This window comes from Xanthobacter wiegelii (assembly GCF_043193855.2).
GTDB lineage: Bacteria > Pseudomonadota > Alphaproteobacteria > Rhizobiales > Xanthobacteraceae > Xanthobacter > Xanthobacter flavus_A.
On record NZ_CM195529.1, the window covers coordinates 4,465,698 to 4,487,500 of the forward strand.

Consider the following 21,803-nt stretch of genomic DNA (forward strand, 5'->3'; position numbering starts at 1 on the left):
CCCGAGATGCGCTCCGAAGCCCTACTGACCCGACAGCGGCACGCCGGGCCATGGGGAAAAAGCCGTGGGGAGCAGGATGCGGTTTTCCATGGTCCGGATCATGGGGCGTATCTTCATGAGGCATCCCTGCCAGGCGGGCTGGGCCGCAAGTTTTTCCCGGCGCTTGCGGCGCTCCTCCAGGTCCGCATAGGCCCAGAAGTGGATGAGCTGGTTCTGCGTGCCGATCTCGGTCGTGAAGTAGCCGAGGAAGCCGCCAAGGATCTCCCGCTGCACCGGCAGGCCCTCGCTGGTGTAGATCGCCATATAGTCGGCGATGTTCACCTCGGTGTGGAGCACGTACATCCGCTCTTCGACGATCATCGCCGCACGCCTTCCTGTTCGCCTGCGCCAGAGGCTTCGTCCACGATGGTGTTGGCGAGAATGCCGATACCTTCGATCTCGATCTCGATGAGATCGCCGGCCTGCATGAAACGCGGTGGCGTGCGGGCAAAGCCGACGCCGGCGGGTGTGCCGGTGGCGATCACATCGCCGGGATCGAGCGTCATGACGGCGGAGAGGATTTCGATGAGGTCCGGCACCGGGAAGATCATGTCGCCGGTGGAACCATCCTGCAGCGTCTCGCCGTTGAGGCGCGCGGCTATGCGCAGGTTGCCGACGCCTGAGGGCAGCGCCTCCTGGGTCACCAGTTCGGGACCGATGGAGCCGGACTTGTCGAAGTTCTTGCCCATGGTCCACTGGGTGGACTTCCGCTGGAAGTCGCGCAGCGAGCCATCGTTGAAGCACGAGTAGCCGGCCACGAAATCCAGCGCCTCGGCCGCGCGGACATGCCGGGCGGTGCGCCCGATGACCACCGCCAGCTCGGCCTCGTAGTCGAAGCGGTCCGAGGCCATGGGCCGCAAGAGAGGCTGGCCGTGGCCGACCAGCGAGGTGGCGGTGCGCAGGAAGACCGCCGGATAGGTCGGAATGGGGTGGCCACCTTCGCGCGCATGGTCCGCATAATTGAGGCCGATGCAGATGATCTTGCCGGTCAGCGGCACGGGCGGCAGCAGGTTCACCTGCGTCTGCGCGACAGCCTCAGCCTCGGGAAGGGGTGTCCCGTCGCGAAGCCCGGCGAGGAGGGCGGCGAAGGATCCTCCCGCCAGCCCGGCGAAAGGTGCCACATGGCTTCCACGGCGCGCTCCGAACTGGATGCGCCCCTGATGTTCGAAACGGACGATGCGCATGATGCTCTTTCGCACGGGCCTGGAGCCGGACGCCGGTCCGGCCCCGAACGTGGCCCCAGGGATTACTTCAGTTCCTGGCCGGCGAGATCGCCGTCGAGGAACTTGTTCGGGCGCAGGAACATGGAGATGACGAGCGCGCCGTTGGGGGAGCGTGCCACATGCTGGTTGCCCGCCGGGCGCCACACGTAGTTGCCGGACAGCGCCTCGCCCTCGGCATCCACGATGCTGCCTTCGAGCACGTAGGTCTGCTCGATCTCCACATGCTCGTGGCGCGGCAACACGGTGCCGGGCTCCCAGCGGAAGAGCGCGGTCATGAGCCCCGTCTCCTCGTCGAGGAGGAGGATCTTCATGTCGATACCCTTGGTGGGCGTGGGCTTCCACGGCAGGCTCGCCACATCCACATAGCGCGAGTCCGTCGGCCCGAGCTTGTCCTCGCCGGCGAGGCCGGGGGTGATTGCAACCATGATCTGCTCCTGAAAATCGATGCGGGACCGAGAGTGTGCGGGGGCAAGTTGCCGGGAGCCCGCAGCCTCCCGGCTTCGCTGAAGGAAAAGCCCGCCCGCTCAGTTCTGCTTCACCAGGGCGCAGCCGCCGGCATCAAGGGGCTTGAAGGCCTGCTCCGCGGGCGTTTCGCCGATCTTGGCGTAGAGATCCCACGGACCCTTGGATTCGTCCGGGCTCTTCACCTTGAACAGGTACATGGGGTGAATCTTGCGGCCATCCGCCCGGACGTAGCCCTTGCCGAAGGCGAGGTCGTCGGTGGGCAGCTCCTTCATCTTGGCAACAATGGCGCGGCCGTCCGCGTCGCTGTTGAGGGCCTGGAGCGCCTTGAGATAGTGGAGCACGCCGGAGTAGACGCCCGCCTGGAAGGAGGTGGGCATGGCACCGTTCATTTTCTCCGAGAACTTCTTGGCGAAGGCGCGCGTCTGGTCGTTGAGATCCCAGTAGAACGGCTCGCTGAGATAGAGCCCCTGCCCGCTCGTGAGGCCGAGCGACTTGATATCCGTCAGGTAGACCGCCAGCGCCGCAAGCTTCTGCTTGCCCTGGGTGATGCCGAACTCCGCCGACTGCTTCATGGAATTGGTGAAATCGGCGCCTGAATTGGCAAAGCCGATCACCTTGGCGCCGGAAGCCTGGGCCTGCAGCAGGAAGGAGGAGAGGTCCGACGAGCCGAGCGGATGGCGGACGGAGCCGACCACGGTGCCGCCGGCATTCTTCACGATCTGTCCCGCCTCGCGCTCCATGTCATGGCCGAACGCATAGTCCACCGTCACGAAATACCAGCTGCTGCCGCCGGACTTCAGCACTTCCGTCGCCGTGCTCTTGGCGAGGGCGTAATTGTCGAGCGTCCAGTGGACATGGTTGGGCGTGCACGAATCGCCGGTCAGCCGGTTGCTGTTGGAAGTGGCGATGACGGCCACCTTGTTCTTTTCCTTCACCAGCTGGACGAGCGCCAGGGAGATGGAGGAATTGGGGATGTCGGCGATCATGTCGACGCCGTCCACGTCCAGCCACTTGCGCGCGATGTTGAGGCCGATGTCCGGCTTGTTCTGGTGATCGCCGACGATGATCTCGATGGGCGTGTTGCCGATCTTGCCGCCGATCTGCTCCACCGCGATCTTGGCCGCCGCGACGGAGCCGGGGCCGGCCATGTCGGCGTAAATGCCGTTCTGGTCGTTCAGCACGCCGATGCGGATCACGCCATCGCTGAACTGCGCCCGCGCGGCGGATGTCGCCGCGAGCGAGAAACCGCCCACCGCCAGGGCAACGGCGGCGCGGGCCAACATGCGCTTCATCTGTGTCTCCTCCCCTTGATCGGACGCCGGAGCGTTCCAACGCGCGCCTGCTTCGCAGGTCGTTTCCGCATCTGATAGCGAATAGCTAAAAATCTCATTTTGTGAGACTAGTGTCAACCGCGACGCGCATCAGTGCATGTGCATGCCGCCATTCACATCCACCGACGCGCCGGTGACGTAGCCGGCCAGGTCCGAGGCCAGGAACAGGCACGCGCCGGCCACGTCGTCCGGCGTGCCGAGCCGGGCGAGCGGAATGGTGGAGATGACACTCGCGCCGCGCTCGCCCTCATAGGCGCCCGCGGTCATGCCGGTGAGAATGACGCCCGGATTGACGGCGTTCACACGGATTCCGGCCGGGCCGAACTCGCGCGCCATGGACTTCACCAGCGCCAGCACACCGCCCTTCGAGGCGGCATAGTGCGGCCCGCCCATGAGCCCGCCGCCGCGCTGCGCGGCGATGGAGGCGATGCAGACGATGGAGCCGCCCGGCCCCATGTGCGCCAGCGCCTGCTGGGACATGTGGAGCGTGCCGCGCAGGTTCACGTCCATGACGAGGTCGTAGTCGTCGCGGGAGATGTCGCGCGTCCGGCGGGACTGGACCACGCCGGCGTTGTTCACGAGCACGTCGAGCCGCCCCCAGCGGGCCACCACCTCGGCGATGGCGGCGGCGCAGGCGGCCTCGTCGCGCACGTCGGCGATCACCGCCATGGCGTCAGGTCCCAGCTCGTGCTCCAACTCCTGTGCCGATCTGGGCGAGCGATCGAGCAGTGCCACCCGCGCCCCCTCCCGTGCGAAGCGGCGCGCCACCCCATAGCCGATCCCCTGCGGGCTGCCCGCGCCCGTGACGATGGCCACCTTGCCGTCCAGCAACATGATGTTTTCCCTGATTAAAAGGCGCCGCGGCCTTCAGCCCATGTAGGCGCCGCCGTTCACGTCCAGAATGGCGCCGCACACGAAGCTCGCGCCAGGGGAGCAGAGAAAGGCGATCGGCCAGGCAATCTCCTCGGGCCGGCCGAATCGCGGCACGGGCATGGCCTCCAACGCCCTGGGATCGGCAGTCGCCACCATGCGCGTGAGGGTGGATCCGGGCGCCACCGCGTTCACCAGCACCTCCGGCGCCGCACGCCGCGCCAGCCATCGCACGAAGGTGTGGATCGCGCCCTTGGAGGCCGCATAGCTCACAGGAGAATGAGCGTAGGTGCCGCCGGTGTGGGCCGCCACCGAGCCCAGAAGCACGATGCGGCCGTTGCCCCGCGCCTTCATGGCCGGAACGAGCGCGCGGGCAAAATGCGCCGGCCCCGCCACATTCACCGCCATCACCTCGTGGAAGAGGTCGTCCCAATCGTCGGCGAGCCACTGCTCCTGCGGAAAGATGCCGGCGTTCAGCACGGCGGCGTCGAGTGCGCCCACGGATGCGCAGAGCGCCTCAACGGCAGCGCGGTTGCGCACGTCGCAGGCCGCGTAGCTGTGGGCCTGACCATGGTCGCGGGGCAGATCTTCGGCGAGGCCCGGAGCGGGCGCGACGTCGGTCAGCACCATTTCGGCGCCAAGACGCGCACACAGCTGCGCCGTCGCCTGACCGATGCCGCCGGCAGCGCCGGTGAGCAGGATGCGCATGCCGGAGAGGTCGTAGGGGGCACGAGCTGTCACAGGCGGACCCTGCCCGACCGGACAGGGGTGGCTATGGCCTGCAGCGCGACGTCTTCCGGATCAAACACGGGCATTTCCTCGTATTAAATTATTCTCGTATTATGAGATTATTTCTTGATCTTGAGCCATGTCAATGTCTCATGGCATTGTGTCGCCTCGATTTACAGAGGCTTGGCTTCTCCTGACGTTCCCGCGCGAACATTGCCGCCGGGGGAGCGGGAGCGGAGTTGAAACTGCTCGCAAATTTCAATCCGCGGGGGTGGCCCCTATAATGCGGTGACGGTTGGTGCGCCGCGGGTGCATGAAACTGGGCGCATGAAACCGAAGGGACGCAGCCATGAGCAGTCTCGACAAGATGCTGAAGGTTCTCGACCTTTTCGGCGAGGACCGCATGAGCATCCAGCTCGAGGACGTCCAGGCGGCCGGCGCCTCCCGCGCCACCGCCTATCGCTATATCCAGTCGCTGTGCGATTCGGGCCTGCTCGCCCCGACCACGGGCGGCAGCTACGTGCTCGGCCCGCGCATCATTGAGCTCGACCGCCTCGTGCGCCGCGCCGACCCGCTGCTGACCCGCGCCGGCGCCCCCATGCGGGACGTGAGCGCGCGCCTCGGCATCAATGTGATGCTGTGCAGCTATTACGGCGACAAGGTCATGTGCGCCGATATCGTCTGGCCGGAGCGCTCGGTGCCGGAATATTACGAGCGCGGCCGGCCCATGCCCATGTTCCGCGGCGCCATGGCGAAGACCATCCTCGCCCATCTGACCCCCTACCAGCTGCGCAACATCATGCTGTGGCACGGGGAATTGGTGCGCGAGGCCGGCCTCGGCGAGAACTGGGAGCAGTTCCGTTCCAATATGTCCCGCCTGCGCCGCGACGGATATTGCGTCACGCGGGGCGAGGTGATCCCGGATCTCGTGGGCATCGGCGCGCCAGTGTTCGATGCGGAGAAGCGCATCCTCGGCAGCGTGGTGTTCGCGGTGCGCGAGGCGCGCTTCGAGAGCGACGGCAAGGAAGACCTGGTGGGCGAGATCAAGGATCTGGCCGCCCGCATCACCAGTGCCATCGCCGGAGAGGCCGGAGACCGGCCGGCGCAGCGGGCGGCGCGCCCCCGCAGGATCCGTACCCCGTCCCCCGAGGATGCCTCGCCCGTCGACTGAGGAGGGGGCGGCGCCCCCGCGAACGCTGCCCGCCCCCTCAACCCGCGATCTTGCAGGCCGGGCTCGCCGCGACCGTGGCCGTATCGGCCGGGACCGACATCTTCACCACCGGGCGCAGCTTGCCGTCGAACACCTCCACGACGCCGAAGAAGTTCGGCCCGACCAACTGGTTGTCCTCGCGGCGCATCTGCTGGTCGCCCAGAATGGTCGCGTAGGTGCGGCCCGGCAGGGCCTTGGCGATGTCCGCCGCCTTCACGCTGCCGGCAGCCTTCACCGCCTGGAACAGCACCTGCATGGCGATGTAGGTTTCGCCCTCGAAATTGGTCGGCGTGGTGCCGGGATACACCTTCTCCCACGCCGCCACGAAGGTCTTGTTGGCCGGATTGTCGAGGGTGGACGAGTAGTTGATGATGCCGGCGATGCCCTTCGCTGCGTCGCCGATGGAGGCGACGGTGTTGTCGGTCACGAAGCTCACCCCGGCCACGGTGGCGCTGTCGAGCAGGCCAGCCTGCTTGGCCTGCATGGCGAAGTTCACCGCATCGCGGCCGGCCAGAGCCACCCACACGCCCTTGGCGCCGGAATCCTTGATCTTCTGGATGTAGGTCGCGAAATCATTGGTGCCGAGGGCGGAGAAATTCTCCAGCACCACCTTCTTGCCCTGCGCCGCCGCGGCCTTGCCGAAGCTCGCGGCCACATCCCGGCCCCAGGCGATGTCGGCGGCCATCACCGCCCAGGTCTCCTCACCCCGCCCCTTCAGCCACGGCGCCATGGTGGCAGCGTCGGAGCTGTCGGGACGGTTGACGCGAAACAGGCGCGGCACGCAGGCCTCGCCCGTGATCTTGTCGCTCTTGTTGGTGGTCGCGATGTAGAGCGCGTCCCAGCGCGCCAGCAGGGGCGCGATGGCGAGGGCCTCGCCGGAGGCGATGGCGCCGATGAGCACCTTGTTGCCCTGGAGCGCCAGCTTTTCCGCCTGGCGCCGGGCGAGATCGGGCTTGGCCTCCGTGTCGAGATATTCCACCTCCACCTTGTGGCCGTCGACGCCGCCCGCCGCATTGGCCTCGGCGGCGGCGAAGGCAATGGCGCGCTTCACCTGGCTGCCGAGGTCGGCATAGGTGCCGGTCAGCGCGGTCGGCACGCCGATCCGCAGCGGCTCCTGCGCCATCGCCGCGACCGGCAGTATTACGGCGGCCGCAAGCATGCCGCCCAAACGCATCGTCCATCCCATTGGCAGTCCCACCCTTTTTTGCGCCTTCAGACGGCGACGTGTTGCTTGAGCTTTTTCGGTCGTCAGCTGGGCCAACGGTCCGCTGTCCACGATCATGCCCTTGGCCATGATGTGGTACCTATCCACCACGCGACGGATGAGGCTGATATGCTGCTCGATGAGGAGCAGGCTGGTGCCCTCGTCCGCGAGGCGCACGAAAACCTCTGCAAGCTCATCCACGATGACCGGCGCCAGCCCTTCGGACGGCTCGTCCAGGACCAGGAGGTCGGGATTGGCCATCAGCGCACGGCCGATAGCGAGCATCTGCTGCTGGCCGCCGCTCAAGGCGGTGCCGGGCGTGTGTTGACGCTCCTTCAGCACCGGGAACAGGTCGCACACCCGCGCCAGCGTCCAGGGACCGGGCCGGGCGACGGCGGCGCCGAGCAGAAGGTTCTCCCGCACGCTCAGCGCGGGGATGATGCGCCGGCCCTGCGGCACCACCGAGATGCCGGCGCGGGCGGCGCTGTAGTGGCGGATGCGCGGCGCCGGCCGCCCGCCCATCACCACCGTGCCGCCGCCAACCTGCGCGATGCCCTGCAGCGCATTGACCACCGTGGTCTTGCCGACGCCGTTGCGGCCCAGCAGCCCCACCCGCTCGCCCTTGCCGATGGCGATGCTGACGCCCCTCAACACCTGGGCGCGACCATAGAAGGCGTCCACCGCCTCGAAGCCGAGCAAGGTCATGCGGCAGTCCCCAGATAGGCGGAGATGACTCGCGGATCGGACCGGATTTCATCCGGCGTGCCTTCTGCGAGCAGGCGGCCGAGGTGGAGCACGGTGATGCGGTCGCAGATGCCGAACACCACCTCCATGTCGTGCTCCACCAGCAGCACCGTGACGTGCCAACGGCGGGCGAGATCCTTCAGCAGGCCGGCCATGGAGAGGGATTCCTCAACCGTGAGGCCGGCCGCCGGCTCGTCGAGTAGCAGCACCTGCGGGCGGCCCACCAGCGCCAAAGCGAGATCCAGCCGGCGCCGGTCGCCATAGGAAATGTCGGCGGCGGGACGGTGGGCGATCTCGGCGAGGCCCAGCGCCACCAGCACCTCCTCGCCGTTGTCGAGCGTTGCGCAGCGGCCGGCGAGGCGGATCTGCTCTCCGACGGTGAGGTCGAGGAAGACGTTGGTCTTCTGGAACGACCGGGCGAGGCCGGCGCGCTGGCGGGCGCGGGGCGCCAGCGCGCTGATGTCCCGCCCGCCCAGCAGCACCGTGCCGCCACGGGTGGCCGCGCGACCGGTGAGCACGTCCATGAGCGTGGATTTTCCCGCTCCGTTGGGGCCGATGATGCCGCGCACCTCGCCGCGCGCCACCGTGAGGTCGACGCCGTCCAGCGCGCGGAACCCGCCGTAGGTGCGGGAGAGGGCACGCCCCTCGATGGCCGGCACACTCATGCCGCCCTCCCGGAGAAAAGCCGCGCGAGCAGCCCGCTGAGGCCGACCGGCGCGAACAGGGTGACCACGATGAGGGTGACGCCGATCACCGCCGGCCAATGCTCGGTGGCGTCGCCCACGATTTCCTTGAAGAAGAAGAACACCACCGCGCCGAGCGCCGGCCCCCACACGGCCCGGGTGCCGCCGATGACGGCCATCACGAGGGCCGAGCCGGAGAGGGTCCAGTGCATCATGTCGGGGGAGATGAAGGCGTTGTAGAAAATCGCCAGCACCCCCGCGAGGCCCGCCACGCCCGCCGACAGCGCATAGACGGCGGCGCGCGGCACCACGGTCTCGTAGCCGATGAAGCGCGCGCGCTCCTCATTGGAGCGGATGGCCAGCGTCAGCAGGCCATAGGGCGAGCGGGTGAACAGCCACAGGCCGAGAAGAACCGCCGCGAGCAGCCCCCAGCAGATCAGGAACATGGAGCGCGGCTCCTGCAGCAGGGCCACGTCGAGCCCGAAGATCCGCACCGGGAAGGTGATGGACATGCCGTCGTCGCCGTTGGCCAGCGTCCGCACCTTCAGCACGACCTCGTAGAAGGTCTGCGCGCAGGCGAGGCTGAGCATGGAGAAGGCGACGCCGGGAATGCGCGTGATGACGAGGCCGAGCAGGAAGGCGAGCAGCGCTGGCACGACCAGTGCCAGCAGCACCGCCACCTCCGGCGGCAGCAGCCCGTGCGCCATCGGCACGCCGAGCACATAGCCGCCGAGGCCGAAGAACAGGGCATGGCCGAAGCTGACCATGCCGTTCTGCCGCACCAGGAAGCCGACGCCGGTCGCCAGGATGGCGCCGATGACGGCCTGGACCAGCAGCGACAGGAGAAGCGGCGACGCGCCGGCGAAGGGCAGCAGGCACCCGGCAGCCACCACGATGGCGGCGACGAGGCCGCCCGGTAGGCGCGCACCGCGCACGGGGGCGGCGGTTGCGAGGGTGGCGGGGGTCGTCATGCCGCCCTCCCCGTGAGGCCGAGGGGACGCCACAAGAGGATGAGCATCATCAGCAGGAAGGGGATCATCGTGGCGAAGGACGGGATGAAGACGATGCCGAGGTTCTGGAGCTGGCCGATCACGAGGGCCGCCACGAACGCGCCGGAGAAGCTGCCGAAGCCGCCCACCACCACCACGATGAAGCTCTCGATGAGGATGGACCCGCCCATGGCCGGCGAGAGGGCGAGGAGGGGACCTGCGATGATGCCGGCGAGCCCCGCGAAGCCCGCGCCCAGCGCGACCACGGCGGCGCTGACGCGCTCGGTGTCAACGCCCTGCGTGCCGGTGGTGAGCGGGTCGGAGGCGAAGGCCCGCACATAGAGGCCGATGCGGCTGCGCTTGAGCCACAGTGTGAGCCCCGCCCCCATGCCCGCCGCGACCAGGATCACGAACAGGCGGTAGACCGGGAAATCCTCGCCGGCGATGCGCACCATGCCGCTCAGCAGGTCCGGCATGGCGATGGTCAGCGTGTCCTTGCCCCAGACCGTGCGCACCAGATCCTCCAGCACCAGCAGGAGGCCGAAAGTCACGAGCAGGGTGACGATGGGATCCTGGTCCTGCAGTGGGCGGAACACCGCGCGGTCGAGGAGCAGGCCGAGCGCTGCGAGCACCAGCGTCGCCACCACAACGCCGGCCCAGAATCCGGCCACGGCGGTGGCGGCGTAGCCCACATAGGCCCCCAGCATGAAGAGGCTGCCGTGGGCGAAATTCACCACCTGCCGGAGCCCGAAAATGAGCACGAGCCCGATGGCGACCAGATAGAGCAGGCCCCCGTAGACGAAGCCATTGAGGATATGGATGATCAACAGACCCCTCCTGTGGGCGGGCGGCTGCGGTCTGGCGGCGAGGCGGTATCCCTACCGCCAGGTGGCGGGCCCTGACCGCTCCCTGGCGGTAGGGATGCGGTCGGCTGGGTCAGGAGATGGAGAGGCCGCTATCCACGGGCAGCACATGCCCGGTGGTCCGGCCGGAAGCCTCGGACGCGAGGAACAGCGCCGCCTGCGCCACATGCAGCGGCTCGACCATGCCCAGCAGGTGGGCGGCGGTGAGGCGCTGGGTGGTCTCAAGCTGCTCCAGTTGCGCCACCACGCGGGGCGTGCGGGTGACCCCCGGCGCGACCGCGTTCACGCGGATGTTGTGGGGCGCGAACTCCACCGCCATGGAGCGGGTGAGCGCGGCGACGGCCCCCTTGGCTGCGGTGTAGGCATCCTTGCCCGGCCACCCCATGAGGGCCACCACCGAGGCCGCGTTCACCACCGCCCCGCCACCGGCCTTGATAAGCTCGGGAATGCCGAAGCGGCTGACGAGCCAGGTGCCGTGCAGATCGAGCGTCATGGCCCGCCAGAATTCGTCGTCCGGCGCGCGGGTGACGTCGCTGTCCCGGGTCGTGGAGCCGCCGGCATTGTTGTAGATCACCTCCAGCCGGCCATAGTGCGCGACGCCGGCCGCCACCGCCGCCTCGACGCCGGCCGCGTCGGTCACGTCGGTCTGCACAAAGAGAGCTTCGCCGCCCTGGGCCTGGATGCGCTCGGCTGTTTCCCGGCCCGCCTCCTCGTTGATCTCGGCCACGACGATGCGGGCGCCGTTGCGGGCGAACAGCTCCGCCGCACAGCGGCCGATCCCGATGCCGGCCCCCGTGATGAGGGCGACCTTTCCTTGCAGCATCCCGTTTCCTCCCCCGTCCCGGTTCTGCGACCCTGTCGAGTCCGGAGATCGTTGAGCGACGATTAATCTCGTATTATGCGATTTTTAGTTTATTCTAAAATCTGTGGCAAGGGCTTTCCGGTGGCCCCTCTTGGGCTAGACGTCCACGGCCGGCCGGGCTCGAACACCAAATCCGGGGAGAAAAGCATGAGGGAACTGGAGGGGCGCGTTGCCGTCGTCACCGGCGGGGCGCGAGGCCAGGGCGCGGCGGAGGCGCGACGCCTGGGCCGCGAGGGGGCGGCGGTGATGGTGTGCGACGTGCTCGCACCGGAGGGCGAAGCCTTCGCGGCTGAGCTTGCCGCAGAGGGGATCGAGGCCCGCTTCCGCGCGCTCGACGTGACCGACGCGGCCGACTGGTCTCAGGCCATCGCGGCGGTGCGCGACTGGAAGGGGCGGCTCGACATCCTCGTCAACAACGCCGGCATCATCAACCGCACAACGGTCTCCGCCACCGAGCCGGAGGCGTGGGAGCGCGTTCTCAAGGTCAACCTCACCGGCGCCTTCCTCGGTATCCGGGCAGCGGTGCCGCTGATGGAGGAGACCGGCGGCGGGAGCATCGTCAACATTTCTTCGAACAGCGCCTTTTCCGGCCATTACGACCCGGCCTACACGGCGAGCAAATGGGGGCTGCGCGGCCTCACCCGCAGCGCCGCCATGGAATATGCCGCGCGCGGCATCCGCGTGAACGCCGTATGCCCGGGCCTGGTGGTGACGGCCCTCAACGCCGCGAGCCCGCATCTCCAGCCCATGATCGGCATGACGCCCATGGGCCGCAGCGGCACACCGGAAGAGATCGCCGAGCTGGTACTGTTCCTCGCCTCCGACCGCTCCGCCTTCATCACGGGCGAGGATTTCGTGATCGACGGCGGCTTCACCGCCGGCGCCAGCTATCGGCGTGTGGCCGTGGAAACCGGCATCATCTGAGGTCATGGGGCAGCCGGCCCAGGCTGCCCCTACTCTGCCGGCACCTCCATGCGCCCGCGCAACGCGCCGGCCAGATGCTCGGCGAACTGGGCGCTCGCCAGCGGGAGGTTGCGGTCGCGCAGCTGGCCGAGCACCAGATCGGCGCTCGGCAGGTCGCGCTCGTCCACCGGACGCACGACGATGCCGGGCGGCATGGCCTCGGGCTGCGCGCCGATCTCGATCTGGAACGAGATCATGCCCGTGTGGGCGACCAGCCCGCGCAGCAGCTCGAACGAATTGGTCTCTGCCGCCACCGACAGCTTCAGCCCCGCGCGGGACAGCCGCTCCTCGATCATCTGCCGGCCGCCGGTGGAGAATTCCGGCAGGGCCAGCGGATAGCCCGTGCAGTCGGCGAGACGCAGCTTCGCCTTGCGGGCGAGGGGATGGTCCTCGACCATCAGCGCCACCAGCCGCTGCGGCAGGGTCATGATCGGCCGCAGGCGCCCCAGGAACGGCGGGCGGAAGACGAGGATGAGGTCCACCACATAGTCCACCAGCAGGCCCATCGCCCGCTCGTGGTCCACAACCATCACCTCGAACGTCATCAGCGGATAGCGCTTGCGGAAGGCGCCGATCTGCCGGGGCAGGAAATCATGCGCCAGCGCCTGGCTGCAGGCGATGCGCACGGTGCCCCGGCGCAGGCCGCGCAGATCCTCGAGCTGCGAGCGCATCCGGTCAGCGTCGTTCAACTGCTCGCGCACATAGGTGAGGAAGACCTCGCCGGCCGAGGTGAGCCGCACGCCACGGGGGCGCCGCTCCAGCAGCTTCAGCCCCAGTTCCTCCTCCAGATCCATGATGCGACGGTTGAGGGCGGAGGGCGTCACATTGAGCCGGTCGGCGGCGCCGCGAATGGAGCCGGTGCGCGCAACTTCGTCCATGTAGCGCAGGAATCTGAGGTGCCGCATGCCGTCCTCACCTATCGTAGCCTTTTAGGCTACAGCATGTGGAATAATCGGCAATGGATCGCATCACTGTGTCGTGCCAGTGTCATCTCTCAGCAGGAGAGCCCTTCTCCGGCGTGTCGCGAGAGCAATTGTATGTCCGCGTCCGACCCGAGCCCGCTGAAACAGGCCCCGCTGAAATTCGCCCGATCGGTGGTCGCCCCACGCATCGTGACGCTGCCGGCGGCGCCGCAACCGGCGGAAATCGACCTGGCGCGCAGCGCGCTCGTCGTCGTCGACATGCAGAACGATTTCCTCGAACCCGACGGCTGGTTTCCCCGCCTCGGCGTCGACCCGTCCCCGCTTCTAGCCATCGTTCCCACCCTCCAGGCGCTGACGGCGTCCGCGCGGGCGGCAGGCTTGCCGGTGATCTTCGTGAACTGGGGGGTGCGGGCGGACCGTGCCGAGCTTTCGGCCCCGCTGCTCGCCAAGGCGTCCGGCGCAGGGACGCGGCCCGTCTATGGCGACCCCTCGGTGGAGGGGCGCGGCCGCATTCTCGTGGAAGGCGAGTGGGGCGCCGCGACCATCGACGCGCTCGCACCGGAGCCGGGCGACCTCGTGGTCCACAAGCATCGCCTCTCCGGCTTCCACGACAACGAGTTCGACTCCATCCTGCGCAACCGGGGCATCGACACGCTCGTGTTCACCGGCGTGAACATCGACCGCTGCGTGTTCTCCACCCTCTGCGACGCGAGCTTCCGGGGCTACGGCTGCCTTCTGGTGGAAGACGCCTGCGCCACCGTCTCCCCGGCCTTTGTGTCGGACGCCGTCCTCTTCCTCGTGCGCCAGCTCTACGGCGTCACGCTTTCGAGCGGCGACCTCCTCGCCGCCCTTGAAGACCAGCCTCAACAATAACCAGAGCCAGACGGGACCCTCAGAATGACACTCCGGACACTCTCGCGACGCCTTTCAAGCAGCAAATTTGCGCTTGCCCTTGCCCTCGGCGTCGCCTCGACGGCCGTCGCCGGCCTGCCGGCGCTGGCGGACACCAAGCTGAAGATGGTGCTCAACTGGAAGTATCAGGGCCCGCAGGGCATGTTCTTCCTCGCGCAGGACCGCGGATACTTCAAGGCCGAGGGTCTCGACGTCACCTTCGACCAGGGCAACGGCTCCGGCGCCGCCGTTCCGCTGGTGGCCAACGGCACCTATGACATGGGCTTCGGCGACGTGAACGCGCTGATCGAGCTCGCCGCCAAGAAGCCCGAGGGCGCGCCGACCGCCGTCTACATCATGTTCAACCAGCCGCCCTTCACCATCGCGGTGAAGGCGGACAGCCCGATCAAGACGCCCAAGGATCTGGAAGGCAAGACGCTGGGCGGCGCGGCCAATGACGGCGCGCTGAAGCTCTTCCCCGCCTTCTGCAAGGTGGCGAAGATCGACTGCTCCGGCATCAAGATCACCAACATGCAGCCCAACCTGCGCGAGCAGATGCTGATGCAGGGCCAGGTGGACGGCGTGTTCGGCTATGTGAACACCATCCGCTTCTCCGCCAAGCTCATCGGTGCCGACGACGACAAGCTGCGCTACATCAGCTTCGGCGACTACGGCATGGACCTTTATTCCAACGGCATCATCGTGTCGGCCGATCTCATCAAGAACAATCCGGAGGCCATCAGAGGCTTCCTGCGCGCCCTCAACAAGGGCGTCATGGACACGCTGAAGGATCCGGACGCGGCGGTGGCCGCCGTCGCCAAGCGCGAGCCGCTCATCAAGGTTCCGCTTGAGAAGGAACGCCTCGACGCCACCCTGAAGGCGGAGATGAACCACCCCGAGATCGCGAAGATCGGCCTCGGCAACGTGGACATGAAGCGCCTGCAGCAGTCCATCGACATCCTGGTGGACGCCAACAAGCTGCCCACCACGCCGAAGGCGTCGCAGATCTTCGATCCCGCCTTCCTGCCGCCGGTGGCGGACCTGCCCAAGAAACTGTTCTGACCGAACCGGCCTGACCTTCCTTTTCGAGACCCGGCGCCGCTCCCCGAAGCGGAGCGGCGCCCCATACCCTACGGAATTCCCATGGATCTCAAGCTCAAGGATCGCGTCGCGCTGATCACCGGCCCCGCCAAGGGCATGGGCGCCGCCATCACCCGCGCGTTCGCGGCCGAAGGCTGCCGCCTCGCCCTCATCGGCCGCGACGTGGCCGCCATCGCGCCGGTTGCGGATGACGTGCGCGCCGCCGGCGCCGAGGCCCTCGTGATCGCCTGCGACCTCACCGACGCCGATGCCTGCGATGCCGCCGCCGCGCGGACGGTCGAGGCCTTCGGCACGGTGGACATCCTCGTCAACGTGGCCGGCGGCTCCGGCCCCATCGGCAAGACCGGGGTGGAGACGACGCCTGCGGAGTTCGACGAGATCGTCACCCTCAACATGAACGGCTGCTTCCACACCATGCGCGCCGTGCTGCCCACCATGATCGAGCGCCGCTATGGCAAGATCGTCAATGTGGGCGGCACCTTCGGCATGCGCGGGCGGGCCGGACGCATGGCCTATTCGGCCTCCAAATGGGGCCTGCGCGGCATCACCAAGAGCTTCGCGCTGGAGGTGGGCCAGCACAACATCAACGTGAACTGCGTGGAGCCCGGCATGGTGGACGGCCCGCGCTTCCGCGAGAAGGTCTGCGCCGACATGGCAAAGAAGCTCTCCATCACGCTGGAGGAAGCCATGGCCCGCCACGCGGCGGACTATGCCCTGCGCCGCGTGACCACCGACGAGGACGTGGCCAACGCCTGCCTGTTCCTCGCCAGCGACGTATCCCGCCAGCTCACCGGCATCGACATGCCGGTCGACGGCGGCTGGGCGATGCTCTGAGGAGGATGACATGAACGAACCGGTCGATCTCGTCATCCACGGCGGGCGCATCGTCTCCCCCGAGACGGTCATCGAGGCCTCCATCGCCATCCGCGGCGAGACCATCGTCGCCGTGGGCGCGCCCGATGCCATGCCGGAGGCGAAGGAGACCTTCGACGCCACGGGCCTCCACATCCTGCCCGGCGCCATCGACGTGCATGTGCACTTCCGCGATCCCGGCTACACCCACAAGGAAGACTTCGAGAGCGGCACCGCCGCCGCGGCCTTCGGTGGCGTGACCACGGTGTTCGACATGCCCAACACCATCCCGACCGTCGCGGATGGCGAGACACTGAAGGTCAAGCACGCCATCGCCGCCTCCAAGGCGCATGTGGACTACGGCCTCTATGCCGTGCTGGGAGAAGACACCATCGACAAGGTGCCGGAGCTGATCGAGGCCGGAATCATCGGCTTCAAGTGCTACATGGGCAACACCTTCGGCCGCATCCCGACGCCCTCCACGGGGGCGATGCTGGAGGCGTTCGAGATGGTGGCGCCCACCGGCAAGCGCATCTCGCTGCATGCCGAGACCAATTCCGTGATGGAGCGGCGCCAGAAGCGCCTGACCGAGAGCGGGCGCACCGATCCCCTCGCCCATCTCGCCTCCCGACCCGCCGTCGTGGCGGTGGAGGCCGTGGCCCGCGCCGCCATTCTTGCGGAGTGGACCGGCGCGCGCATCCACATCCTGCACATCTCCTCTGCCGCCGAACTCGGACCGCTGCGCGACGCCAAGGCGCGCGGCGTGGACATCACCGGCGAGACCTGCCCGCATTATCTCATGCTCGGCGAGGCCGATTACGCCCGCTGCCGCGGCATCATCCGCGTCAACCCGCCGGTCCGGGAGAGCGTGAACAACGAACCGCTGTGGGCCGGCCTTCTCGACGGCACCATCGACATGATCGCCACCGACCACGCTCCCCACACCCCGGAGGAGAAGACCCGCGCCGACATCTGGAGCGTCGATTGCGGCTTCCCCGGCGTGGAAACCCAGATGCCGCTGATGCTCACCGAGGTCGCGGCCGGCCGCTACGATATCCGCGACTATGTGCGCTGGAGCGCGGTGAACCCGGCCAAGGTGTGGGGCCTCTACCCGAAGAAGGGCGCCATCCTGCCGGGTGCCGACGCCGACCTCGCGTTCGTGGACCTCGACCACGCCTGGACGCTGCGCGACGCCGACCTTCAGTCCCGCTCGAAGATCTCCCCGTGGGATGGCCGGAAGGTGGTCGGCCTGCCGCGCCATACCATGGTGCGCGGGCGCTTCGTGATGAAGGATCGCGCGCTGGTCGCCGACACGAAGGGCCATGGCCGTTCCGTCCATGCCATCCAGCAGATGCCGGAGGCCCGTCCCCTGCACACCGACGAGACCCTGTCGGCGGTCACCGCCGACCGACCGGAGGTGGCGGCATGACCGAGGACGCTCCCCCCTTCGTCCAGCTCCAGGACGTGCGCCTCGCCTACGGGCGCGGCGAGCGCACCGTCGAGGCGCTCGGCACCACAAACCTCAAGATCGGCAAGGGTGATTTCGTCGCCCTCGTCGGGCCCTCCGGCTGCGGCAAATCCACCATCCTGAAGCTGGTGACGGGGCTGATTTCCGCCTCGGCTGGCTGGGTGTTCGTGGCCCAGCGCGAAGTGGGTGCCGAGCCCGTGCGGGTGGGCATGGCCTTCCAGAACCCGACGCTGCTGCCGTGGCTTTCCATCCGGCAGAACGTGATGTTGCCGCTGAAGATCGTGCCGCCCTTCCGCCAGCAGTATCGCGCCAAGAAGAAGACCGAATTCCGCGACCGCGCCGATGCGCTGCTGGCGCAGGTGGGGCTCGCCGGCTTCGGCGACAAGTTTCCCTGGCAGCTCTCCGGCGGCATGCTCCAGCGCGCCTCCCTGTGCCGCGCGCTGATCCACGACCCGCAGCTTCTGATGCTGGACGAGCCGTTCGGCGCCCTCGACCAGTTCACCCGCGAGGAATTGTGGGCGATCCTTCAGGATCTCTGGCTGACCCGGCGGCCGACCGTGCTGCTGGTGACCCATGATCTCAAGGAAGCCGGATACCTTGCCAACCGCGTCTGTGTCATGCGCGCCCGGCCGGGGCGGATCGTCGAGGATTGCGTGGTGGATTTCGCCCGCCCGCGCACCATCGAGATGACCTACGAGCCGGGCTTCGTCTCCCTCACCCAGCGCCTGCGCAGCCTCATCGTCTCGGCCCGCGCGCCCGCCGCCACACCCGACGCCACGGTGGAGAGCGCCGCATGACCTACACCCTGCGTCGCCGCCTCAATTCCGCAGCCGTCATCGTCGGCTTCTTCCTCGTCTGGGAACTCGCCTGCGTGGTCTTCCACATCAAGGAGATCGTGCTGCCGCGCCCGAGCCAGATCTTTGAAACACTCTGGCTGCAGGCCCCGGCCATCTGGCCGCACACGGTGCAGACGCTCTACACCACGCTGGTCGGCTTCGCCCTCGGCATCGTCATCGGCGTGCTGCTCGGGGTGCTGATCGGCTCCTCGCGCCTTGCCTATGACACGGGCTATCCGCTGCTGATCGGCTTCTCCTCCATCCCCAAGGTGGCGGTCGTCCCGATCTTCGTCCTGTGGTTCGGCGCGGGAACGGTGCCGGCGGTGCTCACCGCCATGATCATGAGCCTCTTCCCCATCGTGGTGAATGTGGCCACGGGCCTTGCCACCACGGAGCCTGAACTGGAAGACGTGATGAAGGCGCTGCGCGCCACCAAGCTCGACATCCTGTTCAATGTCGGCCTGCCCCGCGCCATGCCCTATTTCTTCGCCTCCCTGAAGGTGTCGGTGACGCTCGCCTTCGTCGGCACCGTCATCGCCGAGACCGTGGCCTCCAACCGCGGGATCGGCAATCTGATGATGATCGCCTCCTCCTCCTTCGACGTGCCCCTCGTCTTCGCCGGACTGCTCGTGCTGGCGCTGCTGGGCGTCGGCCTCTACGCCATCTTCTCCCTCATCGAGGGGCGGGTGATCGGCTGGGCCCGACGCAAGGACGGCGCGGAATTCACCTGAGACACGCCATGCGCACAGCCAAGGTCCATCGCATCCCCACCGCGAGCCCCGACGACGTGTCGGGCCTTGCTGCCGCCATCGCCTCCGGCGCCATCGCGCCCGAGGGCATTCTCGCGATCTTCGGCAAGACCGAGGGCAACGGCTGCGTCAACGATTTCTCGCGCGGCTTCTCGGTTTCCGCCTTGCAGGCGCTGCTGCGCGCGCATGTCGGCGCGGCGGCGGACGATATCTGTCTCGTCATGTCGGGCGGGACCGAGGGCGGCATGTCCCCGCACCTTCTCGTGTTCGAGGTTGCCGAGGCCGCGCCGGGCGGTCCCTCCCCTGCCCTCGCGGTTGGCCGCGCGCATACGCCGGACCTTCCGTCCGAGCATCTCGGCCGGATGGGACAGGTGCGGGCGGTGGCTGAAGGCGTGCGCCAGGCTATGGTCGCGGCCGGCATCAGGGACGCCGGCGACGTTCATTTCGTGCAGGTGAAGTGCCCGCTGCTCACCGCCGCGCGGGTACGCGAAGCCGATGCGCGGGGCGCCACCACGGCCACCTCCGACACGCTCAAATCCATGGGGCTGTCGCGCGGGGCCAGCGCCCTCGGCATCGCCCTCGCGCTTGGGGAGGTGGCCGAGGCGGCGCTGTCCGATGCCGCCATCTGCGCCGATTACGGCCTGTGGTCCGGACGCGCAAGTTGCTCCAGTGGCATCGAACTGCTCGGCCATGAGATCGTCGTGCTAGGCCTGTCGAAAGACTGGAGCGGCCCCCTCGCCATTGCCCATGGAGTGATGGCGGATGCCATCGACGTGGCGCCGGCGCGCGAGGCCATCGGCACGCTGGGTGTTAGTACAGGCGACGACACCATCGTGCTCGCAAAGGCGGAGGCGAGCCGCAGCGGCCTCATTCGCGGCCGACGCCACACCATGCTGGACGACAGCGACATCTCCTCGACCCGCCACGCCCGCGCCTTCGTCGCCGGTGCGCTGGCCGGTGTCGTCGGCCACACGGACATCTACGTTTCCGGCGGTGCGGAGCACCAGGGCCCGGATGGAGGAGGCCCGGTGGCAATCATCGCGCGGCGCATCGTTGCCGAGCAAAGGTAATTTGCCCGCTCCCTTACAGCAGGCGGGCCTTGAGCCGCGCCTGCCATAAAGCCCGGCGCTTCTTCAGTTCGTCGTCCCGTTCGAAATCGGGAAAATCATCGCGCAGGCGGTCGAGTTCCTCATAACGGAACTCGCCGGCGCCATGGGCGGTCCAGGTCGCTTGGAGCGCGCCGTTCGCGTGGCTGCCGATGGCGAGCTCGAACCAGAGTCGGTTCTTGATCGTGTCCAAGGTCCGGCTGGTCCCGACCCACGTTTCTCCCGTCGCGGTGCAGATCACCGTATAGACGCCGAGTGCGGGTTTGCGCTCCCTGTAGGCCGTTATGGCCGCTTTTCGCTCTTGCCTGTCCACCGCAACCTCCATTTTACCCGGATGATATATCCCATATTTGACTCCGGGTAAATATGACCGGACCGGCACTCATCCCTGCCCGTCTGGGCAGGGACCAGCCGATGCGGTTCAGGCGTAATGCGCGATGCCGTTGCCGAGCGACCAATTCTCCTTTTTCACCTCAATGAGATTGATGAACACATCTTCCTGCCGCAGCCCAGGATTCTCGCTCAAATATTGAGCGATCCGCCGAAACAACTCCTTCTTCTGGTCCAAGGAGCGGGTATCGATCGCAGCGATCTGGATGAACACCAGATCTTCGCTGCGGGAGATGCCGAGATATGCGGGATCAAATCTGAAGTTCTCCGCCGAATGCTCCGAGAGGGTCATGAACTGGTTGTCTTTCGGGACATCGAACGTTTCGCGCATCGCGCGGGCCAGGCTGTCGCAAACAGCCTGTCGATACGCTGCCGGCTTGCCGGCCCTGAGGTAGATCTGCGTGAGGGGCATCTCTGGGCTCCGTTCTTATGATGAACGAAGCGACGGTAGAGGCCGCCCGATCATTTTGATATCCTATCTGCAATGATACCTGTAATAGCGATTTTTAATGATAGACCCGCCACTCGATCTTGATGCCGTCCGCGCGTTCGTCCACATCGCGGAACTGCAAAGTTTCACGCGGGCCGCAGAAGCGATGGGGACGAGCCAGGCAGCAGTCAGCCTCAAGCTGAAACGGCTGGAGGAGCGCCTCGCCTGTCGCCTGTTCGAGCGCAGCCCCCGTTTCGTGCATCTATCAGCCCGCGGCTCGGCCTTCCTCGATCAGGCGCGCGCCTTGCTGGAGGCCCATGACCGGGCCATTGCGTCGCTTTACGAGCAACGGCGGCGCTTGATTGTTGGAATCAGTGACCATGTTGCGGGGCCGGAGCTTCCGGCATTGATCGCGCGCATGAACGCACAGGATCCCCAGCTCGTGATCGAGATCCGGATCGGATCATCGGTGGATCTGCTCCAGCAGTTCGATCGACGGGAGCTCGATGCGGTTCTGGTTCGCCTACGGTCCGACCGGGACGATGGCACGCTGATCGCCGAAGAGCGGTTCGGCTGGTTCGCCGCACCGTCGTGGCAACACCGGCCAGACGAACCGCTGCCCATCGCCACGATGGCCGAGCCCTGCGGCGTCCGCGCGCTGGCGTGTCATTTGCTCGATGGAGCGGACGTGCGGTGGCGGGAGACTTTCGTCGGCGGGGGCGTCAATGCAGTTGCTGCAGCCGTGATGGCAGGTCTTGGCGTCGCAGCGCTTTCTCCGCGCATGGTGCCTTTCGGCGCGATGGACGTCGGGCGAAGGCTCGGGCTTCCGGACCTTCCGCGTCAGCCGATCATGCTCCATAGCCGTGCCAGAGACGCTTTGTC

At 67.5% G+C, this 21,803-nt stretch carries 24 protein-coding genes (1 of these 24 only partly in view); 10 read left to right on the plus strand and 14 right to left on the minus strand.

Annotated features, from left to right (window positions below):
- Positions 1-21: 21 nt before the first annotated feature.
- The 6 genes from V5F63_RS20865 to V5F63_RS20890 form a co-directional block, all read right to left on the minus strand.
- Positions 22-360, minus strand: a complete 339-nt coding sequence (locus V5F63_RS20865; RefSeq protein WP_394103130.1) for an NIPSNAP family protein — start codon at positions 358-360, stop codon at positions 22-24.
- Positions 357-1,223: a fumarylacetoacetate hydrolase family protein gene (locus V5F63_RS20870; protein WP_394103131.1), complete on the minus strand. Its 867-nt coding sequence runs from the start codon at positions 1,221-1,223 to the stop codon at positions 357-359. The genes V5F63_RS20865 and V5F63_RS20870 overlap by 4 nt, the downstream gene beginning before the upstream one ends.
- A 62-nt stretch (positions 1,224-1,285) precedes the next feature.
- Positions 1,286-1,687, minus strand: a complete 402-nt coding sequence (locus V5F63_RS20875; protein WP_209485322.1) for a cupin domain-containing protein — start codon at positions 1,685-1,687, stop codon at positions 1,286-1,288.
- 99 nt (positions 1,688-1,786) lie between these two features.
- Positions 1,787-3,019, minus strand: a complete 1,233-nt coding sequence (locus V5F63_RS20880) for an ABC transporter substrate-binding protein (RefSeq protein WP_394103132.1) — start codon at positions 3,017-3,019, stop codon at positions 1,787-1,789.
- A 129-nt stretch (positions 3,020-3,148) separates the two neighbouring features.
- Positions 3,149-3,892: an SDR family NAD(P)-dependent oxidoreductase gene (locus tag V5F63_RS20885; RefSeq protein ID WP_394103133.1), complete on the minus strand. Its 744-nt coding sequence runs from the start codon at positions 3,890-3,892 to the stop codon at positions 3,149-3,151.
- A 33-nt stretch (positions 3,893-3,925) separates the two neighbouring features.
- The gene (locus tag V5F63_RS20890) at positions 3,926-4,669 is read right to left on the minus strand and encodes an SDR family NAD(P)-dependent oxidoreductase (RefSeq protein ID WP_394103134.1); all 744 of its coding nucleotides are present in this window, start codon (positions 4,667-4,669) and stop codon (positions 3,926-3,928) included.
- A gap of 337 nt (positions 4,670-5,006) precedes the next feature.
- Here V5F63_RS20890 and V5F63_RS20895 point away from each other — a divergent pair, with 337 nt between their 5' ends.
- A complete protein-coding gene (locus tag V5F63_RS20895) occupies positions 5,007-5,828 on the plus strand; it encodes an IclR family transcriptional regulator (protein ID WP_209485329.1) in 822 nt (273 codons plus the stop codon).
- 37 nt (positions 5,829-5,865) lie between these two features.
- On the opposite strand, the gene V5F63_RS20900 is transcribed toward V5F63_RS20895, so the two are convergent.
- The 5 genes from V5F63_RS20900 to V5F63_RS20920 form a co-directional block, all read right to left on the minus strand.
- Positions 5,866-7,776, minus strand: coding sequence for an ABC transporter substrate-binding protein (locus tag V5F63_RS20900; RefSeq protein WP_394103135.1), 1,911 nt, complete (start codon positions 7,774-7,776; stop codon positions 5,866-5,868).
- On the minus strand, positions 7,773-8,480 hold the full coding sequence (locus V5F63_RS20905) for an ABC transporter ATP-binding protein (protein WP_394103136.1): 708 nt from the start codon (positions 8,478-8,480) through the stop codon (positions 7,773-7,775). Before V5F63_RS20905 ends, V5F63_RS20900 begins: the two co-directional genes overlap by 4 nt.
- Positions 8,477-9,469, minus strand: coding sequence for a branched-chain amino acid ABC transporter permease (locus tag V5F63_RS20910; RefSeq protein ID WP_394103137.1), 993 nt, complete (start codon positions 9,467-9,469; stop codon positions 8,477-8,479). The genes V5F63_RS20905 and V5F63_RS20910 overlap by 4 nt, the downstream gene beginning before the upstream one ends.
- Positions 9,466-10,314, minus strand: a complete 849-nt coding sequence (locus tag V5F63_RS20915) for a branched-chain amino acid ABC transporter permease (protein WP_394103138.1) — start codon at positions 10,312-10,314, stop codon at positions 9,466-9,468. The genes V5F63_RS20910 and V5F63_RS20915 overlap by 4 nt, the downstream gene beginning before the upstream one ends.
- A 109-nt stretch (positions 10,315-10,423) precedes the next feature.
- Complete coding sequence (locus V5F63_RS20920; protein WP_394103139.1) at positions 10,424-11,173, minus strand: SDR family NAD(P)-dependent oxidoreductase; 750 nt, start codon at positions 11,171-11,173, stop codon at positions 10,424-10,426.
- A gap of 186 nt (positions 11,174-11,359) precedes the next feature.
- On the opposite strand from V5F63_RS20920, the gene V5F63_RS20925 reads away from it, so the two are divergent.
- Positions 11,360-12,136, plus strand: a complete 777-nt coding sequence (locus tag V5F63_RS20925) for an SDR family NAD(P)-dependent oxidoreductase (protein WP_209485344.1) — start codon at positions 11,360-11,362, stop codon at positions 12,134-12,136.
- Positions 12,137-12,165: 29 nt separating this feature from the next.
- On the opposite strand, the gene V5F63_RS20930 is transcribed toward V5F63_RS20925, so the two are convergent.
- The gene (locus V5F63_RS20930; RefSeq protein ID WP_209485345.1) at positions 12,166-13,080 is read right to left on the minus strand and encodes a LysR family transcriptional regulator; all 915 of its coding nucleotides are present in this window, start codon (positions 13,078-13,080) and stop codon (positions 12,166-12,168) included.
- A 132-nt stretch (positions 13,081-13,212) separates the two neighbouring features.
- Between V5F63_RS20930 and V5F63_RS20935 the strand changes: the two genes are divergently transcribed.
- From V5F63_RS20935 to atzD, 7 genes are all read left to right on the plus strand, one after another.
- A complete protein-coding gene (locus V5F63_RS20935; RefSeq protein WP_209485347.1) occupies positions 13,213-13,971 on the plus strand; it encodes a cysteine hydrolase family protein in 759 nt (252 codons plus the stop codon).
- Between the two features lie 24 nt (positions 13,972-13,995).
- On the plus strand, positions 13,996-15,051 hold the full coding sequence (locus V5F63_RS20940; RefSeq protein ID WP_394027577.1) for an ABC transporter substrate-binding protein: 1,056 nt from the start codon (positions 13,996-13,998) through the stop codon (positions 15,049-15,051).
- 81 nt (positions 15,052-15,132) lie between these two features.
- The gene (locus V5F63_RS20945) at positions 15,133-15,924 is read left to right on the plus strand and encodes an SDR family NAD(P)-dependent oxidoreductase (RefSeq protein ID WP_209485350.1); all 792 of its coding nucleotides are present in this window, start codon (positions 15,133-15,135) and stop codon (positions 15,922-15,924) included.
- Positions 15,925-15,934: 10 nt separating this feature from the next.
- Positions 15,935-17,371: an allantoinase AllB gene (gene allB / locus V5F63_RS20950; protein ID WP_394103140.1), complete on the plus strand. Its 1,437-nt coding sequence runs from the start codon at positions 15,935-15,937 to the stop codon at positions 17,369-17,371.
- Positions 17,368-18,207 (plus strand): ABC transporter ATP-binding protein, encoded by an 840-nt coding sequence (locus V5F63_RS20955; protein ID WP_209485352.1) that lies wholly within the window; start codon positions 17,368-17,370, stop codon positions 18,205-18,207. Before allB ends, V5F63_RS20955 begins: the two co-directional genes overlap by 4 nt.
- Positions 18,204-18,977, plus strand: a complete 774-nt coding sequence (locus V5F63_RS20960) for an ABC transporter permease (protein WP_394103141.1) — start codon at positions 18,204-18,206, stop codon at positions 18,975-18,977. Before V5F63_RS20955 ends, V5F63_RS20960 begins: the two co-directional genes overlap by 4 nt.
- Positions 18,978-18,985: 8 nt before the next feature.
- A complete protein-coding gene (gene atzD / locus V5F63_RS20965; RefSeq protein ID WP_394103142.1) occupies positions 18,986-20,065 on the plus strand; it encodes a cyanuric acid amidohydrolase in 1,080 nt (359 codons plus the stop codon).
- A gap of 13 nt (positions 20,066-20,078) precedes the next feature.
- Here the strand turns inward: atzD and V5F63_RS20970 are convergent, their stop codons facing one another.
- Positions 20,079-20,414: a GIY-YIG nuclease family protein gene (locus tag V5F63_RS20970; RefSeq protein ID WP_394103143.1), complete on the minus strand. Its 336-nt coding sequence runs from the start codon at positions 20,412-20,414 to the stop codon at positions 20,079-20,081.
- A gap of 108 nt (positions 20,415-20,522) precedes the next feature.
- Positions 20,523-20,903, minus strand: a complete 381-nt coding sequence (locus V5F63_RS20975; RefSeq protein ID WP_394103144.1) for a tautomerase family protein — start codon at positions 20,901-20,903, stop codon at positions 20,523-20,525.
- 97 nt (positions 20,904-21,000) lie between these two features.
- Here V5F63_RS20975 and V5F63_RS20980 point away from each other — a divergent pair, with 97 nt between their 5' ends.
- Positions 21,001-21,803: the 5' portion of a LysR substrate-binding domain-containing protein gene (locus tag V5F63_RS20980; RefSeq protein WP_509210810.1), read on the plus strand. 55 nt of this gene lie beyond the right edge of the window; 803 of the gene's 858 nt are visible here — the first part of the coding sequence; it begins with the start codon at positions 21,001-21,003; its stop codon lies beyond the right edge, outside the window.

What these genes read in the sequence shown, in the direction of transcription:
- V5F63_RS20885 (WP_394103133.1), bottom strand. Translation starts at nt 3,892, where the DNA reads ATGTTGCTGGACGGCAAGGTGGCCATCGTCACGGGCGCGGGCAGCCCG.
- V5F63_RS20935 (WP_209485347.1), top strand. Translation starts at nt 13,213, where the DNA reads ATGTCCGCGTCCGACCCGAGCCCGCTGAAACAGGCCCCGCTGAAATTC.
- atzD (WP_394103142.1), top strand. Translation starts at nt 18,986, where the DNA reads ATGCGCACAGCCAAGGTCCATCGCATCCCCACCGCGAGCCCCGACGAC.
- V5F63_RS20900 (WP_394103135.1), bottom strand. Translation starts at nt 7,776, where the DNA reads ATGACCTTGCTCGGCTTCGAGGCGGTGGACGCCTTCTATGGTCGCGCC.
- V5F63_RS20905 (WP_394103136.1), bottom strand. Translation starts at nt 8,480, where the DNA reads ATGAGTGTGCCGGCCATCGAGGGGCGTGCCCTCTCCCGCACCTACGGC.
- V5F63_RS20920 (WP_394103139.1), bottom strand. Translation starts at nt 11,173, where the DNA reads ATGCTGCAAGGAAAGGTCGCCCTCATCACGGGGGCCGGCATCGGGATC.
- V5F63_RS20945 (WP_209485350.1), top strand. Translation starts at nt 15,133, where the DNA reads ATGGATCTCAAGCTCAAGGATCGCGTCGCGCTGATCACCGGCCCCGCC.
- V5F63_RS20895 (WP_209485329.1), top strand. Translation starts at nt 5,007, where the DNA reads ATGAGCAGTCTCGACAAGATGCTGAAGGTTCTCGACCTTTTCGGCGAG.
- V5F63_RS20940 (WP_394027577.1), top strand. Translation starts at nt 13,996, where the DNA reads ATGACACTCCGGACACTCTCGCGACGCCTTTCAAGCAGCAAATTTGCG.
- V5F63_RS20910 (WP_394103137.1), bottom strand. Translation starts at nt 9,469, where the DNA reads ATGACGACCCCCGCCACCCTCGCAACCGCCGCCCCCGTGCGCGGTGCG.
- V5F63_RS20870 (WP_394103131.1), bottom strand. Translation starts at nt 1,223, where the DNA reads ATGCGCATCGTCCGTTTCGAACATCAGGGGCGCATCCAGTTCGGAGCG.
- V5F63_RS20865 (WP_394103130.1), bottom strand. Translation starts at nt 360, where the DNA reads ATGATCGTCGAAGAGCGGATGTACGTGCTCCACACCGAGGTGAACATC.
- V5F63_RS20925 (WP_209485344.1), top strand. Translation starts at nt 11,360, where the DNA reads ATGAGGGAACTGGAGGGGCGCGTTGCCGTCGTCACCGGCGGGGCGCGA.
- V5F63_RS20955 (WP_209485352.1), top strand. Translation starts at nt 17,368, where the DNA reads ATGACCGAGGACGCTCCCCCCTTCGTCCAGCTCCAGGACGTGCGCCTC.
- V5F63_RS20880 (WP_394103132.1), bottom strand. Translation starts at nt 3,019, where the DNA reads ATGAAGCGCATGTTGGCCCGCGCCGCCGTTGCCCTGGCGGTGGGCGGT.
- V5F63_RS20960 (WP_394103141.1), top strand. Translation starts at nt 18,204, where the DNA reads ATGACCTACACCCTGCGTCGCCGCCTCAATTCCGCAGCCGTCATCGTC.
- V5F63_RS20875 (WP_209485322.1), bottom strand. Translation starts at nt 1,687, where the DNA reads ATGGTTGCAATCACCCCCGGCCTCGCCGGCGAGGACAAGCTCGGGCCG.
- allB (WP_394103140.1), top strand. Translation starts at nt 15,935, where the DNA reads ATGAACGAACCGGTCGATCTCGTCATCCACGGCGGGCGCATCGTCTCC.
- V5F63_RS20930 (WP_209485345.1), bottom strand. Translation starts at nt 13,080, where the DNA reads ATGCGGCACCTCAGATTCCTGCGCTACATGGACGAAGTTGCGCGCACC.
- V5F63_RS20975 (WP_394103144.1), bottom strand. Translation starts at nt 20,903, where the DNA reads ATGCCCCTCACGCAGATCTACCTCAGGGCCGGCAAGCCGGCAGCGTAT.